We start from the raw sequence: 15,560 nt of genomic DNA, 5'->3' as shown, positions 1-15,560 counted from the left end.
GCAGCGGTCAGACGCCGATCGTGTGCCACGGCCCCCAGATGGCGAAGGTGAGGCCGGCACTGGCCTGGATGTTGACGAACAACGTCGACTTGTCCGGGCTGAAGGTCGAGCCGGCGAACTCGTCGTCGAACCGCGGCGTGCCGTTGGCGTTGGCCGCCCGGTTGAGAGCGATGTCCCAGAGCTGGCCGCCCTGGTTGAGTCCACGGACGTAGTTGTCCTGGTTGCTGTCCTCACACACGACCAGGGTGCCGCGGTTGCTGACCGTGATGTTGTCGGGGAAGTCGAAGGTCTGCTTGCCCGGCGACTGGTAGACGAGGCGGAGCTTCTCGGAGCGGGTGTCGTAGGCCCACACCTGGCCGAAACCGTTGCCGTAGCCGGCAACCAGCTCTGCTCCGGTCTCGGCGTCGCCACCACCCTGGGTCGAGGTGAAGTAGACGACGCCGTTGTCGTAGATCTGGCCCTCGAGCCGTGAGAAGCCGGCTGCACCCAGCGCCCGACCCTGGTCGCCGACCGCCACCAGTGCGGAGTCGTTCGTGGGCAGCACCCCGCCGGGGCCCGGCGCGAAGGTCGGGTCGGGGTCGGCGATGTCCACCCACTCGACGGAGTAGACCGCTCCCTTGTCCTGGTGCGCCTCGAGGTGGGCGTTCGGCTGTCCCTTGACGGCCAGCATCTGCAGGTGTCCGTCGTTGTCGAGGTGGCCGCTCTCCATCGGGTTGGTGCCCGGCGTGTAGCGGTAGAAGCCCGACGGGAAGGCGAAGTTGTCCTCGGTCAGGTAGAGCCGACCCTCACGCGGGTCGAACGACACCGCCTCGTGGGAGAACCGACCCGCCCGGGTGATCGGCATCGCCGCCGAGCGCCCCGTGACCGGGACCTCGAAGACATAGCCGTGCTTCTTGGCGAAGCCCGCATTGGAGGCTCCGGTGAAGTCCGGTCCGACGTCGGGCCCGTTGACCGTCTCCTCACAGGTCACCCAGGCGCCCCAGGGCATCTGGCCGCCGGAGCAGTTGTTCGCGGTCCCGTTGATGGCGGTGTGCGCGCCCAGCACCTCACCCTCGCCGGTGACGTCGACGTGCACGCAGCCACCACGGGCGCCCATGTCGTAGGTCCACGATCCCACCGCCCCGAAGGGAGCCCCGGTGCCGGCGACCTCATGGTTGCGGATCAGGGTCACGGCTCCGTCCGGTCCCTCGAAGGCACCCATGCCGTCGTGGCGTCCCGGCATGGTCTTGCCGTCGACGAGCGGCGGCGGCACCGACTGGGTGTCGTGGAACGAGCGATAGCTGAAGCCCTCGGGCAGGTGCAGGCGCACCTTGCCGTCACGCAGGTCGGGCGTCGCGCGCAGGCCACGGAAGGGCGCTGCACCGATCGCCGATGCAGGCCCTGCGACCAGTCCGGCAAACGGCCCGGCGATCGCCACGCCCCCTGCCACTGCCGCGCTCCCCTTCAGAAACGTCCTTCTCTCGAGCGTCATCACTTCTCCTCCGAGATCGTCGAATCTCGTCAACCTAGACCCGACCCGCACCCTCCCGGAACCCCCACGAAGCCCCCACAATGGGCCGGTGACCTCGGACGACACCACCTCGACGCTGGCAACCGCCGTGGTCCTGTGCGGGGGCGAGGGTCGGCGGTTCGGCGGCGACAAGACCCGGGCCGACCTCGCGGGCAGCTCCCTGCTCGACCACCTGCTCGACCGCCTCCCGGGCGACTGGCCGGTCGTCTGCGTGGGCGCGTCGAGACCCACGCGTCGAGCGGTCACCTGGTGCCGCGAGGACCCGCCCGGTGGCGGCCCGGTGGCCGCGATCGCCGCCGCCCTCCCCCTGCTCAACGGTCCCGTCCTCGTCCTGCTCGGTGGCGACATGCCGTATGCCGCGGGGCCGGCTCCCGAGCTGGTGGCCACCCTCGAGCGCTCCCCCGACCTCGACGCGGTGATCGGTCGCGACGGCGACGGACGCCTCCAACCGCTGCTCGCGGCATACCGGGCCTCAGCGCTGCGCGCTGCGGTGCCGCAGCCTGCGGCCGGCACTGCGCTGATGCGGCTGCTCGACCCGCTGCGCACAGCCACGGTGTCCGTGGGGGACCGTGCCGCCCTGGACGTCGACACCGCCGAGGACCTCGACCGCGCCCGCCATAGGCTCGACCCGTGAAGGCGATCACCATCCCGGAGCCCGGCGACGCGTCAGCGCTCGTCCTGGCCGACGTCCCCGACCCCCAGCCCGCGCCCGGTGAGGTGCGGGTGCGCGTCGCGGCTGCCGGGGTGAACCGGGCCGACGTGATGCAGCGGATGGGCTTCTACCCACCACCGCCGGGTGCTCCCGACTACCCCGGGCTGGAGGTCAGCGGCACCGTGGACGCCCTGGGCGACGGCGTGGACGAGTGGTCCGTGGGCGACGAGGTGTGCGCCCTGCTGTCGGGCGGTGGCTACGCCGAGCTGGTGTGCGTGCCCGCCGGGCAGCTCCTGCCGGTGCCGGCAGGGGTCTCGCTGGAGGACGCTGCCGCGCTCCCCGAGGTGGTCAGCACGGTGTGGTCCAACGTGTTCATGACCGCCAACCTGCTCCCCGGCCAGACCTTCCTCGTCCACGGTGGCTCGTCGGGCATCGGCACCATGGCCATCCAGCTGGCTCGTGAGGTCGGCGCCCGGGTCGCTGTGACGGCGGGCTCGGCCGCCAAGCTCGAAGCCTGCCGCGCGCTGGGCGCCGAGATCCTCGTCAACTACCGCGAGCAGGACTTCGTCGAGGAGGTGCGGGCGGCGACCGGTGGTGCCGGCGTCGACGTCATCCTCGACAACATGGGCGCGAAGTACCTGTCCCGCAACGTCGAGGCGCTCGCCGTCAACGGTCGGCTGGTCGTCATCGGGCTGCAGGGCGGGGCCAAGGCGGAGATCGACCTCGGGCTCATGCTGCGCAAGCGGGTGGCCGTGATCGCCACATCGCTGCGGGCCCGGCCGGCCGACGAGAAGGCCGCCATCGTCGCTGCGGTCCGTGAGCACGTCTGGCCGCTGGTCGAGTCGGGCCGCGTCGTGCCGGTGGTGCACGGTCGGCACTCACTCGCCGATGCGGGCGAGGCGCACCGCGAGCTCGAGGACAGCGGACACATCGGCAAGATCCTGCTCACGACCTGACCGCCGTCACCCACGCTGCCTTCGATGGCGCGGTCCTCGGTGGCGCTGTCTTAGGTGGCGCTGTCTTCGGTGGCGCCCCTCGTGCCGGGATCCGGCGAGTCGGGCGTCCGGTCGCCTCTCGTCTGCCACGCTGAGGCCATGACCGCCGTCGCCACCGTGCTCGTCGTCCTGGTCGCCCTCATCCACGTCTACATCGTGGTGCTGGAGATGGTCCTGTGGACCACCCCGCGCGGACAGGCTGCGTTCGGGCTGACGCCCGAGTTCGCCCAACAGACCAAGGCGCTGGCCGCCAACCAGGGGCTCTACAACGGGTTCCTCGCCGCGGGGCTTATCTGGGGCCTGGTCGGACCCGAGCACCTGCGCTTCGGGTTCCAGGTCTTCTTCCTGCTCTGCGTCGTCGTCGCCGGGCTCTACGGTGCGGCCACCGCCAGCCGCCGGATCCTCCTCGTGCAGGCCCTCCCCGGCGCCCTCGCCCTGGCCGCAGTCCTGCTCGCCCGCTGACTGACCCGAGGTGCTTGACGCGCCGGGTAGATACTCGGTATACATCTCCTCACCAGTGGTGATACTGGGTATGTAGGGGACACGCTGGGTATGTCGGGGACACCGAGGGGAGCGGGGCGGCGCATGTCGGTCAAACAGGGGCTGTTGGCCCTGCTGGCGACGGAGCCGATGTATGGCGCGCGGCTGCGTTCCGAGTTCGAGGCCAGGACCGGGGGGACCTGGCCGCTGAACGTCGGGCAGGTCTACACGACGCTGGCCCGCCTCGAGCGAGACGGGTTCGTCGAGGCCATCGGCGAAGACGCCGAGGGCCGCATCTCCTACCGCCTGACGCGCACCGGGCACGCCGAGGTCGCCCGGTGGTGGGTCTCCCCGGTCACCCGCGAGACGACCCCGCGCGACGAGCTGGTCATCAAGCTCGCGCTCGCCGTCACCGTCGAGGGGGTCGACGTGCACCGCGTCGTGCAGACCCAGCGCACCGCGACGCTGCGGCACCTCCAGGACCTCACCCGCCTCAAGCAACGGGCGACCACCCACCACGAGGCGGCCGAGGACGGTGACGGTCAGGTCGACCTCGCCTGGCTGCTGGTGCTGGAGAACCTCATCTACGCCGGCGAGGCCGAGGTCCGCTGGCTCGACCACGTCGAGGCCCGGCTGGTGCGCGAGGCGAACCGCCCGCGGCGGGCCACGAGCGCAACCACCGCGAGCAGCACGACTGACCCTGCGATGGGGGCCATCGCAGACGATCGCAGCACGACGACCAAGGGGGCACCACGATGAGCAGCACCGACCACGACCGCGAGGTCATCCTCTGGCTCGACAACGTCACCCGGGTGCACGGCACCGACGGCACCGCCGTCCGCGCCCTGGCCGGGGTCAGCCTCGAGGTGCGTGCCGGCGAGCTCGTGGCCGTCATGGGGCCGAGCGGCTCGGGCAAGTCGACCCTGCTCAACCTCGCGGGCGGGCTCGACGCGGCCACGAGCGGACAGGTCCTCATCGAAGGGCAGAGCATCGGCACCCTCAGGGGCGACGCGCTGGCCCGGCTCCGGCGGCGCCGGGTCGGGTTCGTCTTCCAGGACTTCAACCTCATCCCGTCGCTCACCGCGGTCGAGAACGTCGCGCTGCCGCTCGAGCTCGACGGCCAGCGGGTCAGCCGGGCTCGCCGACGCGCCATCGACGCGTTGACGATGGTCGGGGTGCAGGAGCTCGCCGACCGCTACCCCGACAAGATGTCGGGCGGCCAGCAACAGCGGGTCGCCATCGCCCGCGCGCTGGTCGGCGACCGCCGACTGGTCCTGGCCGACGAGCCCACCGGTGCGCTCGACTCCCACACCGGCGAGGGAGTGCTCCGCGTCCTGCGTGAGCGCTGCGACGCCGGCGCTGCCGGCCTGTTGGTCACGCACGAGGCGCGCCACGCGGCGTGGGCCGACCGGGTGGTCTTCCTGCGCGACGGAGTGGTGGTCGACAGCACGGGCTCGGCCGAGACGGCCGAAGCGCTCCTCGAGCCGACTACCTGAGGCGCCGACCATGACCACCCTCATGGAACCCAGGACACCCGCCGGCCTCTCGGAAGACTCTGACCGCGCAGAGGTGAAGAGCTCGCGCCTCTCCCGGTGGCGGGCGTCCTGGCGGGTGGCCCTGCGCATGGCCAAGCGCGACCTCCGTCGCCACAAGGGCCGGTCCGTCCTCGTCTTCCTCATGGTCGCCATCCCGGTCGGGCTGCTCGCCGGCGCAGCGACCCTGGGCGCCACCGAGCAGGCTGACGCGGGCGACCTCATCACCGCCCGGATGGGCCCGGGCCAGGCGCTCGTCCAAGGCCCCCAGACGGGGAAGATGCAACAGACGCCCGACCCCAACCAAGGTGGCACCGGGTCTAGCGACGACAACCCGGCCGCCACGATCCCCGGCTTCACGGCCGATGGTTCGCCGTCGGACAACGCCGCGGCGATCGGTCGGCTGGTCGGTGGAGGGACCGCCGTCGCGGTCGGTGAGACCCAGATGCGGCTCGTGATCGGCGACCGCCGGGTCCGCGTCTCCGGACTGGTGGCCGACCCCCGCGGCGTGGACCTCGGTGACAAGGCTCGGCTCAGCTCGGGCTCCTGGGGCAACGGACCTGACGAGATCGTCATCACGCCGGCCGGCGAGCGCAAGGGGCTGCCGCGCTCCGGCTCGGTGATCCTGTCCGCGAGCGGGACGGAGCGCTCGGTGCAGGTCGTGGGCACCGCGAGCGCGCTGCTGGAGTGGGGAGGGATGCCCGACTTCGTGGTGCCGTCGCTGCCGGACGGCGCCGGCCCTGACGCCAGTGGCGTCGGAGCTGCCGGGTCGTGGGTGCTGCTCGATGGGAGCCCGGTGAGCTGGGAGGATGTCCAACGGCTCAACACCTACGGCCTGACCGTGTACAGCCGTGCCGTCCTCGAGAACCCGCCGCCGGACAGCGCCCTGCCGCCCGAGCTCCGACCCCAGAGCGACTTCACCCAGGACACCGGCCGGATGATCGCGGTCATCGGCGGGGTGATGCTGTTCATCCTCACCACCTTGCTGGTCGGCCCGGCCTTCGCGGTCAGCGCGACGCGCCAGCGGCGCACCCTCGCCCTGGCCGCCACCAACGGAGCCGAGACCCGCCAGCTGCGGCGCACGGTGCTCGCTCAGGCGCTCGTCCTCGGCGTCATCTCGGCGCTCGGCGGCGTGGTCCTCGGGACCCTCGCGGTGCGCGCGGGACTGTGGTGGTGGGTCAGCACCCACCCTGAGTCGTCCTTCGCCTCGATCGGCCTCGACCTCCCGTGGGGTGCCTTCGCGATCCTCGTGCCCTGCGCCGTGCTCAGCGCCGTGGTCGCGGCCCTCCTACCCTCCCTGCGACTCGGCCGGCTCGACATCATCGGCGTGATGCGCGGCCAGAGCGTGTCGCCCAGGCTCAACAAGGTGGTCCCGGTCGTCGGGCTCGTCCTCGCGCTGCTCGGCGGTGCGGTCGTCCTGTCCGCGGCCCGGGTGCAGGCCGGCGGCGACTTCCGCGTCGCGGGGGGTGCCGTCGCTCTGGTGCTCGGCACCCTCCTCCTCGTGCCGGCGATCCTCGTCGCGTTCGGCGCGCTCGCTGCGCGGTTCCCGGTGGCCCCACGGATCGCGATCCGTGACGCCGCCCGGCACCGCAGCCGGTCGACCCCCACCGTGGCCGCGATCCTCGCGGGGGTCGTCGCGCTGACTGCCTTCAGCATCGGGCTGGCCAGCGACACCAAGCAGCAGATGGCGACCTACCAGCCCCAGGCCCTGCCGGGTGAGGGCACCATCTACACCGGCGACGCCGAGACACAGCTCTCGGTCGACGCGGCGCTGGGCAAGGTCGGGGGAGCCGTGCGCAGCACCCCGCTGCTGCTCGTCCGCGGTCCCGAGGACCCGTTCGGGGGCCCGTCGTCGGCCGGCCCTGCGAAGCCCCAGCCGTTCGTCGCAGCCCTACCCCAGGGGTGCACCGTCCAGAAGGCCCTCGACCGCAATGGTCCGCAAGGACTCTGCAGCGCCCTCGGGACGTTGTCCTACGACAGTGGCCAGGTCGGCGTGCTCCCGGCGAGCGAGATCAAGGTGCGGCTGCGGTTGTCCGAGGCGCAGGGCAGGGTCATCGACGAGGGTGGGATCGCCGTGGGCGTGCCAGCGTTGGCGAAGGCGTCCACCCTCTCCGTCGCGCGCGGCACCTTCGTGATGGACCAGAGCACCTACTCGCCCACCGACGTCGTGACGACGGCGACCACCGAGCTCCCGGTGGTTGCCGTGGCCCCGAGCGGACGCAGTGGTGCGATGCCGGCCCAGACCGGGGCCTTCGTGACCCCGGAGACGGCGACGCGGTTGGGCTGGCCCACCTTCCAGGTGATGGTCCTGCTCCGCGCTCCGGACGGCGGTGCCATCGACGAGGCCTCCGAGAAGCAGCTCGACGAGCTGGTGGGCGACGAGGGTGGGCTCTACGTCGAGCGCGGCTTCCAACGCTACGACGAGCTGGCCATGAAGATCATGATGGGCGTCGCCGCGCTGCTCCTGCTGATCGTCACGCTGATCTCGACCGCCCTGTCGATGGCCGAGCAGCAGGCGGACTCCGGCACCCTCGCCGCTGTCGGCGCAACCCGCCGCACCCGACGCGCGTTCGCCGCCGCCCAGGCGATGGTGGTCGGGTTCGTGGGGGCCGTCCTCGGCATCGCCGTCGGTCTCGTTCCCGGCATCGCCATCACCTATCCGCTGACGGTCAGCTACGAGTACGACGCCGTCACGGGTGTCGACCACACGACCGGGCCCTACCTCGCGATCCCGTGGACGCCGTTGCTCCTCGTGGTGCTCGGCGTGCCCCTTCTGGCCGGGGCGCTGTCGGCCCTCGCGATCCGGCGGGCGCCCGCGATGACACGGCGGGCGGACTAGGACGGAGATCCACCGGCGTGGGCTGGTCGGGGGGCGGCTTCCACCGGGGCCGAGGCGGCCGAGTCCCGGCTGTAGTGTCGGAGCCATGAGCGACCAGCACGGCGACGGGCCGGAGATGCAGGGCCAGCAGGGGGATCAGACCGGCGGGAACGACGGACAGCAACGCGTCGTCGTCGTGACCCAGGACGGCATGGGTGTCGCGCCGCACCACGACGGCGAGGACGGCCCCACGAACCCGGCCGACCTCGTCGAGCAGCCCGCCAAGGTGATGCGGATCGGGTCGATGATCAAGCAGCTGCTCGAGGAGGTGCGCAACGCGCCCCTCGACGAGGCTGGCCGGGTCCGGCTCGCCGAGATCCACCGGCGCTCGATCAAGGAGCTCGAGGACGGCCTGGCCCCGGAGCTGATCGACGAGCTGGAGCGGATCGCGTTGCCCTTCAAGGACGACGTGGCACCCACCGATGCCGAGCTCCGGATCGCGCAGGCGCAGCTGGTGGGGTGGCTGGAAGGCTTGTTCCACGGCATCCAGACCGCGCTCTTCGCCCAGCAGATGGCCGCCCAGCAGCAGCTCCAGCAGATCCGCCGGGCACTCCCCCCGGGCCACGCGCCCGAGGGCGGGCCGGGCGTGGACGCGCCCCCCGGGCTACGCCCCGACACCGGCGACAGCGGGCCGACCGGCCAGTACCTCTAGCGCACCCCACCGGCCGCGGTGACGCGGCTGGGAGGTGGGGGTTTGCGCGGGCTCGGGCACGCGGCATACAGTGGATAGCGTCACTATCCAACAGGAGCCGTCGTGGACCACTCGTGGAACGTCCTGATCGCCATCCATGCGTTCGCCGCGTCGTTCGCCATGGTGTTCGGCGCCGTCAACGTGCTGCGGCGCAAGCGGGGCGACCGCCCACACCGGACTATCGGCCGGATCTGGTTGGTGCTCATGTACTTCACCGCGTTCAGCTCGTTCTGGATCCAGCAGCTGCGCCCCGGCAGCTTCTCGTGGATCCACGGCCTCAGCGCCTTCACGATCGTCACCCTGAGCCTCGGGCTGTGGAACGCACGGCGTGGCAACGTCCGCGCCCACGCCGGCAACATGATCGGGACGTATGCCGGGTTGTGCGGTGCGTTCATCGGCGTCGCCGCCGTGCCGACTCGCTTGGTGCCGCAGGCGTTCCAGTCGAACTGGCTGGGCATGACCGTCCTCACGGCGGGCATCATCGTCGTCGGGCTCGGCGCGGTCGCCGTCCTGATCCGGCTGCTCGGTCAGGCCGGGGTCCCCGCCCGCGCGTGACCACCGGGCCCGGAGGCGGCGCAGGGTCCGAGGCTGGCCGGGTCAGGCCGGCGTGCCGGCGCGTGCGGCCGCGTCGACCAGCGCGATCCGCCGCAGCGGTGAGAGCCAGGCGTAGGCAGCGGCGGCAAGCCCCACACCCACGACCGTGAGCAGGGCGGCGCGGACTCCCACCTGGTCGGCGAGCGCGCCGGCCAGCAGGGCGCCGATGGTCCACCCGAGTCCCCAGGAGAGCATCCGGCCGGCGGTGTTGACGCGGCTCAGCAGGTGCTCGGGCGTGACCTGCTGGCGGTAGTTCAGGGAGTTGATGATCACCAACTGGTAGGCGATGCCCCACCCGACCATGAACAGCACCGCGAGCAGCCAGTGGGTCGACAGTGCGACGAGCAGTCCGAAGGCGGCGGAGACCGGGATCCAGCTGAGGGTGAGCCGGGCGGCGGAGAAGCGACGCAGCAGGCGAGGCGTCAGCCAGGCCGCGAGGATCCCACCGACACCCCAGGCGCTGAAGACGAGCCCGAACCGCCAGCCCGACGTGCCGATCCGGAGCACGCGGTCGCACCAGGGCACCGCGAGCGCCATGAAGCCGGCACCGGCGACCGACTGCAGCGCTCCGATCACCGAGTTGGAGCGCACCCCGTGGTGCCGCCAGAGGAAGCGCACACCCTCGCGGATGTCAGCCCGCACGGACGCGAAACCCCTTGCCGCAGAACGCTCCCGGGCCACGGACATGGCCCGGCTGATCGAACGGACGACCAGAGCGGACACGAGGAAGGTGAGGGCGTCGACGGCCAGCAGGTCGGCCGGGTGCACCACTGCGAGCGCCAGCCCCACCCCCGCGGGCACCGTGAGGTCGAGGATCCCGCCGACCCCCCAGACCGCGGAGTTGGCCTCCCCCACCCGGTCGCGGCCGACCAGCACGGGCAGGGCGCCGAAGTTGGCGCCGTCGAAGAAGGTGAACAGGGACTGGGCGAGGAACCCCGCGACCAGGACGTGCGGCACGGTGAGCCCGCCGAACCACCAGGCGACCGGGACCGACCCGACCACGACGACGTTCGCGAGGTCGGCCAGCACCATCACCCGCTTGCGGTCGAAGCGGTCGCCGACCGCTCCGGAGAACAGGCCGAAGATCAGGTAGGGCAGCGCTTCGAGGGTCGTCGTCAGCGCCGTGAGGGTGGTCGAGCCGCTGAGTCGGTAGACCAGCACCGGCATCGCGATGGCCGTGACCAGCGACCCGAGGAGGCTGGCCATCCGCGCGAGCCAGTAGCGCCGGAAGTCCACATCGTCCCGCAGCCGGGCGCGCTCCACCGCAGCGTCGGGTCCCCCGTCGTCGAAGCTCACCCACCGAGTGTGCAGGGTGAAGTCCGCTTCACCTCAACCCGGGTGGGCCGGACCGGAAATGGAGCGCGACCGTCCGACGGGGCAGGTACGTTCGGGGACATGACGGACGACGTGCGACAGCTGGCTGACGACTACCACGACCACTGGATGAGGACGAGCCCGAGCTGGGCGCACATGGTGGGTGACTACCGGTTCGCCGACCGGTTCGACGACGCGAGCCGGGCCGCGGAGGACGACCTCATCGCCGCCTCGCGTGAGTTCGCCGCGCGGGCTGCCGCGATCCCGGACGACGGGTTGAGCCTGCAGGACCGCGCCACCCGCGACGTCGTCGCCTTCCAGGCCACCAGCGCGGCCGACACCAAGGAGAGTCGCACCGCCGAGTTCGCGGTCAACCCGGTCTTCGGCCCCCAGGTCGACCTCCCACTCACCGTGGCGAACCTCGCCATCCCCAACGCCGACGTCGCGGAGGCGATGGTGGCCAAGTTCCACGGCATGGGCCAGCACCTGCGCGACACCGCCCAGCGGCACCGCGAGGGGGTCGCCTCCGGGCGCACCCCGGCCGCGTTCGCCGTCGCCGACACGGTCCCGCAGCTCGACGCCTGGCTGGCCACGCCGCTGTCCGAGGACCCGCTGCTCAAGACGGCCGACCTGCCCACCGACGTCGACGTCGACGCGTGGCGGGCCCGGCTGACCCACGCCATCGAGCACGAGATCCGACCCGGGCTCCAGGAGTACCGCGACGTCCTGGTCGACGAGGTGGCGGCCCACACCCGACCCGACGAGAAGTGCGGACTGGTCTGGCTGCCCGACGGTGAGCAGGCCTACGCGCGCGCCCTGGCCGCCAACACCACCACGACGTTGAGCGCCCAGGAGATCCACGACCTCGGCCTGCGCCAGATCGCCTCGCTCGAGGAGGAGTACTCGACCCTCGGGGGCGAGGTCCTCGGCACCACCGACGTGCCCGCGATCTATCAGCGCCTGCGCACCGACCCGGCACTACGCCACCACGACGCCGCCGAGATCCTGGCCGAGTGCGAGACCGCGTTCGCCCGGGCGCGGGCCGAGATGCCGGCCTGGTTCAACCGGCTGCCCGCAGCCGACTGCGCGATCAAGACCACCACGCAGGGCGCGCTCGGCTTCTACTACCCGCCCTCGGACGACGGCTCCCGAGGCGGCGTCTTCTACGTCAACACGTCCGACCCCTCCGCCTGGGGCCGCGTCGAGATCGAGGCGCTCAGCTACCACGAGGGCATCCCGGGCCACCACCTGCAGCTCGCCATCGCCGCCGAGCTGACCGACATGCCGGCCCTGCGACGGCACACCGTCTTCAACGCCTACGCCGAGGGTTGGGGGCTCTACACCGAGCGGCTGGCCGACGAGATGGGGCTCTACTCCACGCCACTGGCCCGGCTCGGCATGCTGACCATGGACTCGGTGCGCGCCTGCCGGCTCGTCGTCGACACGGGGCTGCACGCGTTGGGCTGGAGCCGCCAGCAGGCGATCGACTACCTGGTGGCCAACTCGCCGATGTCCACCGCCAACGTCACCAGCGAGGTCAACCGGTATGCCGTGCTGCCCGGCCAGGCGTGCGGCTACATGGTCGGCCGGCTCGAGATCCTGCGCATCCGCCGCGAGGCGCAGGAGCGCCAGGGCGACGCCTTCGACATCAAGGCCTTCCACGACGCCGTGCTCGACGGGGGCAGCGTGCCCCTCGGAGTGCTCGACGGCATCGTCCGCGACCGCCTCCCCTGACCGACCGCGTCAGGCCGTTGCTGCCGCGGCGGCCCGTCCGGCGGTGCGGCCGGAGAAGATGCAGCCACCCAGGAAGGTGCCCTCGAGTGCGCGGTAACCATGCATCCCACCGCCACCGAACCCGGCGACCTCGCCCGCGGCATACAGGCCGGGCACCGGCTCACCCGACGCGGACAGGACGCGCGACGAGAGGTCGGTCTCCAGTCCGCCGAGGGTCTTGCGGGTGAGGATGTTGAGGCGCACCGCGATGAGCGGTCCGGCCTTGGGGTCGAGGATGCGGTGCGGGGTGGCGGTGCGGATCAGCTTGTCGCCACGGTAGTTCCGCGCCCCACGGACCGCGGTGACCTGCGCGTCCTTGCTGAACTCGTTCTCGATCTGGCGGTCGCGCTCGACGACCTGCCGCTCGAGGTGGGCGAAGTCGAGGGGGGCGTCGGGGGTGAGGGCGTTCATCTTGTCGACCAGCTCGCGCAGGGTGTCGGCCGAGACGAAGTCGGCTCCCTTCTCGAGGAACGCCCGCACCGGCCCAGGCATGTCGGCCCGCGCGCGACCCAGCACGTCCTTGACCGACTTACCCGTCAGGTCGGGGTTCTGCTCCGACCCGGAGAGCGCGAACTCCTTGCCGATGATCTTCTTCGTCAGGACGAACCAGCTGTGGTCGTGCCCGGTCTGGCGCAGGTGGGCCAAGGTGCCGAGGGTGTCGAACCCCGGGAAGAGCGGGGCAGGGAGCCGGTCGCCGTTGCCGTCGAACCAGAGCGAGCTCGGCCCGGGCAGGATGCGGATCGCGTGGGAGGGCCAGATCGGGTCCCAGTTCTCGATGCCCTCGACGTAGTGCCACATCCGGTCGCGGTTGACCAGCCGGCCGCCCGCGGCCTCGGTGATGCCGAGCATCCGGCCGTCGACGTGGGCCGGCACCCCGGTGAGCATGTGCTCCGGCGGCGCGCCCAGCCGCTCGGGCCAGTTGGCGCGGACCAGGTCGTGGTTGGCGCCGATGCCGCCGCTGGTGACGACCACAGCCTGGGCGGTCAGCTCGAACTCGCCCACGGCGTCACGGCTGGTCGGCCTGCCCCTGGAGGCGGAGTCGTCGGCCAGGAGCGTCCCGCGGACGCCGGTGACGGTGCCGTCGCTGGTGACCAGCTCGTCGACCTGGTGGCGGTGCCGCAGCTCCACGCGTCCGGCCGCGACGTGCTCCTCGACCCGACGCAGGAACGGCGCCAGCACCCCGGGACCGGTGCCCCAGACGATGTGGAACCGCGGCACGGAGTTGCCGTGGCCCGACGCCGACCCGTCGCCGCGCTCCGCCCAGCCGACGACGGGGAAGAACCGCATCCCCTGCTCGTGCAACCAGGACCGCTTCTCCCCTGCGGCGAAGTCGACGTACGCGCGAGCCCACTGGGCCCCCCACCGGTCTTCGTCGTCGAGGCGGTCGAAACCGGCCGAGCCCTGCCAGTCCTGCCAGGCGAGGTCGACGGTGTCCTTGATGCCCATCCGCCGCTGCTCCGGGCTGTCGACGAGGAACAGCCCGCCGAACGACCAGTGCGCCTGCCCACCGAGGTTGGCAGCGCTCTCCTGGTCGACCACCACCACCCGGCGTCCGGCGTCGGCGAGCTCGGCTGCGGCGACGAGTCCGGCCAGGCCGGCTCCGACCACGATGACGTCAGCGTCCATGACCGCACCCTACGGCGCTCGGGATCACGGCGGGGTCGGTCACAAGGGGTCGGTCACAAGGGGGCGGTCACAAGGGGTCGGTCACAAGGGATCGAGGATCCGTTGCAGGAACTGGCGCGCCCGCCCGGTCTGGGGTCGCGACAACACCTCGGCCGGCGTGCCGCGCTCCACGATCACGCCACCGTCCATGAACAGCACCTGGTCGGCCACCTGCTGGGCGAAGCGGATCTCGTGGGTCACCACGACCATGGTCCAGCCCTGCGCGGCGAGGTCCTTCATCGTGGCGAGCACCTCGCCGACCAGCTCGGGGTCGAGGGCCGACGTCGGCTCGTCGAAGAGCATCAGCTGCGGCCGGATCGCCAGGGCCCGGGCGATCCCGACCCGCTGCTGCTGGCCCCCGGACAGCTGGAACGGGTAGGCGTCGGCTTTCTCGTCCAGGCCCACCGCCTCGAGCAGGGCGCGCGCCTCGCGCTCGGCCTCCTCGGCCGGGCGCTTCTGGACGACGACCGGACCCACCGTGACGTTCTGGAGGACGGTCATGTGGGGGAACAGGTTGTGGGACTGGAAGACCATGCCGCTCTGCGCCCGCAGTCGCACCAGGTCGTCCTTGGCGACGGCCCCGGAGAAGTCGACGTCCACGTGTCCGATCCGCACCTGGCCGGCATCGGGTCGCTCGAGGGCGTTCAKCGAGCGCAGCACCGTCGTCTTGCCCGAGCCCGACGGACCGATCAGGACGGTCACCGAGCCGGCGTGCACCTCGAAGTCGATCGAGCGCAGCACCTGGTTGTCACCGAAGGCCTTGGCGAGGCCGCGCACGGAGACCAGCGCGCCCTCGTCCGGGTCCTGCCTGGTCGGGGAGTAGCCCACGGAGTCAGTCATCGCGCCACGTACCTGTTCTCTCGCTGTTCCAACCGGTTCTGGGCGACCGACATGAGGTGGCACACGACCCAGTAGTACGCCGCTGCCACCGCGTAGAGCTCGAAGAACTGGAAGGTCGGCGCCGCGACCTCCTGCGCCTTGCGCATCAGCTCGGTGACCTGGATCGTCGAGGCGAGCGAGGTGTCCTTGACGAGCGAGATCAGCGTGTTCGACAACGGCGGGATGGCGTTGCGGGTCGCCTGCGGGAGGACGACCTTGCGCAACGTCGTGGGGTAGCCCATCCCGATGGTCGAGGCGGCTTCCCACTGACCCTTGGGCACCGAGAGGATGGCCGCCCGGATCACCTCCGCGGCATACCCACCGACGTTGAGGGACAACGCGATCACTGCGGCGGGGAAGGGGTCGAACTGCACCCCCACCGAGGGCAGGCCGTAGTAGATGAGGAACAGCTGCAGCAGCAGCGGCGTGCCCCGGATGACGGAGATGTAGACGCGGGCGACGCCCGACACCAGTCTGACCGGGGACAGCCGCATGAGCGCCACGACGAGCGCGAGCGCCAGTCCCAGGACGAAGCTCGCCGCGGTGAGCGGGATCGTCCCGATCACCAGGGCCTTGAGCATCGGCCAGAGGCTGTCC

The 15,560-nt window shown here is 71.6% G+C and carries 14 protein-coding genes; 9 read left to right on the top strand and 5 right to left on the bottom strand.

All coding sequences use genetic code 11. The annotated features are described in order from the left end of the window. Positions 1–7: 7 nt before the first annotated feature. Positions 8–1,471: a PhoX family protein gene (locus ACXJKD_RS12610; protein WP_457254947.1), complete on the bottom strand. Its 1,464-nt coding sequence runs from the start codon at positions 1,469–1,471 to the stop codon at positions 8–10. Positions 1,472–1,559: 88 nt separating this feature from the next. Here ACXJKD_RS12610 and mobA point away from each other — a divergent pair, with 88 nt between their 5' ends. From mobA to ACXJKD_RS12570, 8 genes are all read left to right on the top strand, one after another. Next, entirely contained in the window at positions 1,560–2,144 is a 585-nt protein-coding gene (gene mobA / locus ACXJKD_RS12605) for a molybdenum cofactor guanylyltransferase (RefSeq protein WP_457254945.1), read from the top strand. After that, positions 2,141–3,118, top strand: coding sequence for an NAD(P)H-quinone oxidoreductase (locus ACXJKD_RS12600; protein WP_457254944.1), 978 nt, complete (start codon positions 2,141–2,143; stop codon positions 3,116–3,118). Before mobA ends, ACXJKD_RS12600 begins: the two co-directional genes overlap by 4 nt. Before the next feature lie 138 nt (positions 3,119–3,256). Further along, a complete protein-coding gene (locus ACXJKD_RS12595; RefSeq protein ID WP_457254942.1) occupies positions 3,257–3,619 on the top strand; it encodes a DUF1304 domain-containing protein in 363 nt (120 codons plus the stop codon). Between the two features lie 123 nt (positions 3,620–3,742). Next, a complete protein-coding gene (locus tag ACXJKD_RS12590; protein ID WP_457254941.1) occupies positions 3,743–4,396 on the top strand; it encodes a PadR family transcriptional regulator in 654 nt (217 codons plus the stop codon). Beyond that, positions 4,393–5,133 (top strand): ABC transporter ATP-binding protein, encoded by a 741-nt coding sequence (locus ACXJKD_RS12585; RefSeq protein WP_457254940.1) that lies wholly within the window; start codon positions 4,393–4,395, stop codon positions 5,131–5,133. The genes ACXJKD_RS12590 and ACXJKD_RS12585 overlap by 4 nt, the downstream gene beginning before the upstream one ends. Before the next feature lie 10 nt (positions 5,134–5,143). Then, positions 5,144–8,008 carry an FtsX-like permease family protein gene (locus ACXJKD_RS12580; RefSeq protein ID WP_457254939.1) on the top strand — a complete coding sequence of 955 codons (2,865 nt, stop codon included), beginning with the start codon at positions 5,144–5,146 and terminating at the stop codon, positions 8,006–8,008. An 85-nt stretch (positions 8,009–8,093) separates the two neighbouring features. After that, entirely contained in the window at positions 8,094–8,699 is a 606-nt protein-coding gene (locus ACXJKD_RS12575; RefSeq protein ID WP_457254937.1) for a bacterial proteasome activator family protein, read from the top strand. A gap of 102 nt (positions 8,700–8,801) precedes the next feature. Further along, entirely contained in the window at positions 8,802–9,293 is a 492-nt protein-coding gene (locus tag ACXJKD_RS12570) for a DUF2306 domain-containing protein (RefSeq protein ID WP_457254936.1), read from the top strand. A gap of 42 nt (positions 9,294–9,335) precedes the next feature. Here the strand turns inward: ACXJKD_RS12570 and ACXJKD_RS12565 are convergent, their stop codons facing one another. Further along, positions 9,336–10,628, bottom strand: coding sequence for an MFS transporter (locus ACXJKD_RS12565; protein WP_457254934.1), 1,293 nt, complete (start codon positions 10,626–10,628; stop codon positions 9,336–9,338). 99 nt (positions 10,629–10,727) lie between these two features. Between ACXJKD_RS12565 and ACXJKD_RS12560 the strand changes: the two genes are divergently transcribed. Beyond that, the gene (locus ACXJKD_RS12560) at positions 10,728–12,380 is read left to right on the top strand and encodes a DUF885 domain-containing protein (RefSeq protein ID WP_457254932.1); all 1,653 of its coding nucleotides are present in this window, start codon (positions 10,728–10,730) and stop codon (positions 12,378–12,380) included. A 9-nt stretch (positions 12,381–12,389) separates the two neighbouring features. Here the strand turns inward: ACXJKD_RS12560 and ACXJKD_RS12555 are convergent, their stop codons facing one another. The 3 genes from ACXJKD_RS12555 to ACXJKD_RS12545 form a co-directional block, all read right to left on the bottom strand. After that, entirely contained in the window at positions 12,390–14,045 is a 1,656-nt protein-coding gene (locus tag ACXJKD_RS12555) for an FAD-binding dehydrogenase (RefSeq protein ID WP_457254931.1), read from the bottom strand. Between the two features lie 81 nt (positions 14,046–14,126). After that, a complete protein-coding gene (locus tag ACXJKD_RS12550) occupies positions 14,127–14,924 on the bottom strand; it encodes an amino acid ABC transporter ATP-binding protein (RefSeq protein ID WP_457254930.1) in 798 nt (265 codons plus the stop codon). Next, positions 14,921–15,544, bottom strand: coding sequence for an amino acid ABC transporter permease (locus ACXJKD_RS12545; RefSeq protein WP_457255189.1), 624 nt, complete (start codon positions 15,542–15,544; stop codon positions 14,921–14,923). Before ACXJKD_RS12545 ends, ACXJKD_RS12550 begins: the two co-directional genes overlap by 4 nt. Positions 15,545–15,560 lie beyond the last annotated feature (16 nt).

Source organism: Pedococcus sp. P5_B7 (assembly GCF_054049895.1).
This window is presented reverse-complemented; position numbering and strand designations above follow the sequence as displayed.

Coding starts and splice junctions, on each gene's coding strand:
- ACXJKD_RS12610 (WP_457254947.1), bottom strand. CDS start 1,471: ATGACGCTCGAGAGAAGGACGTTTCTGAAGGGGAGCGCGGCAGTGGCA.
- ACXJKD_RS12595 (WP_457254942.1), top strand. CDS start 3,257: ATGACCGCCGTCGCCACCGTGCTCGTCGTCCTGGTCGCCCTCATCCAC.
- ACXJKD_RS12590 (WP_457254941.1), top strand. CDS start 3,743: ATGTCGGTCAAACAGGGGCTGTTGGCCCTGCTGGCGACGGAGCCGATG.
- ACXJKD_RS12585 (WP_457254940.1), top strand. CDS start 4,393: ATGAGCAGCACCGACCACGACCGCGAGGTCATCCTCTGGCTCGACAAC.
- ACXJKD_RS12580 (WP_457254939.1), top strand. CDS start 5,144: ATGACCACCCTCATGGAACCCAGGACACCCGCCGGCCTCTCGGAAGAC.
- ACXJKD_RS12575 (WP_457254937.1), top strand. CDS start 8,094: ATGAGCGACCAGCACGGCGACGGGCCGGAGATGCAGGGCCAGCAGGGG.
- ACXJKD_RS12560 (WP_457254932.1), top strand. CDS start 10,728: ATGACGGACGACGTGCGACAGCTGGCTGACGACTACCACGACCACTGG.
- ACXJKD_RS12555 (WP_457254931.1), bottom strand. CDS start 14,045: ATGGACGCTGACGTCATCGTGGTCGGAGCCGGCCTGGCCGGACTCGTC.
- ACXJKD_RS12545 (WP_457255189.1), bottom strand. CDS start 15,544: ATGCTCAAGGCCCTGGTGATCGGGACGATCCCGCTCACCGCGGCGAGC.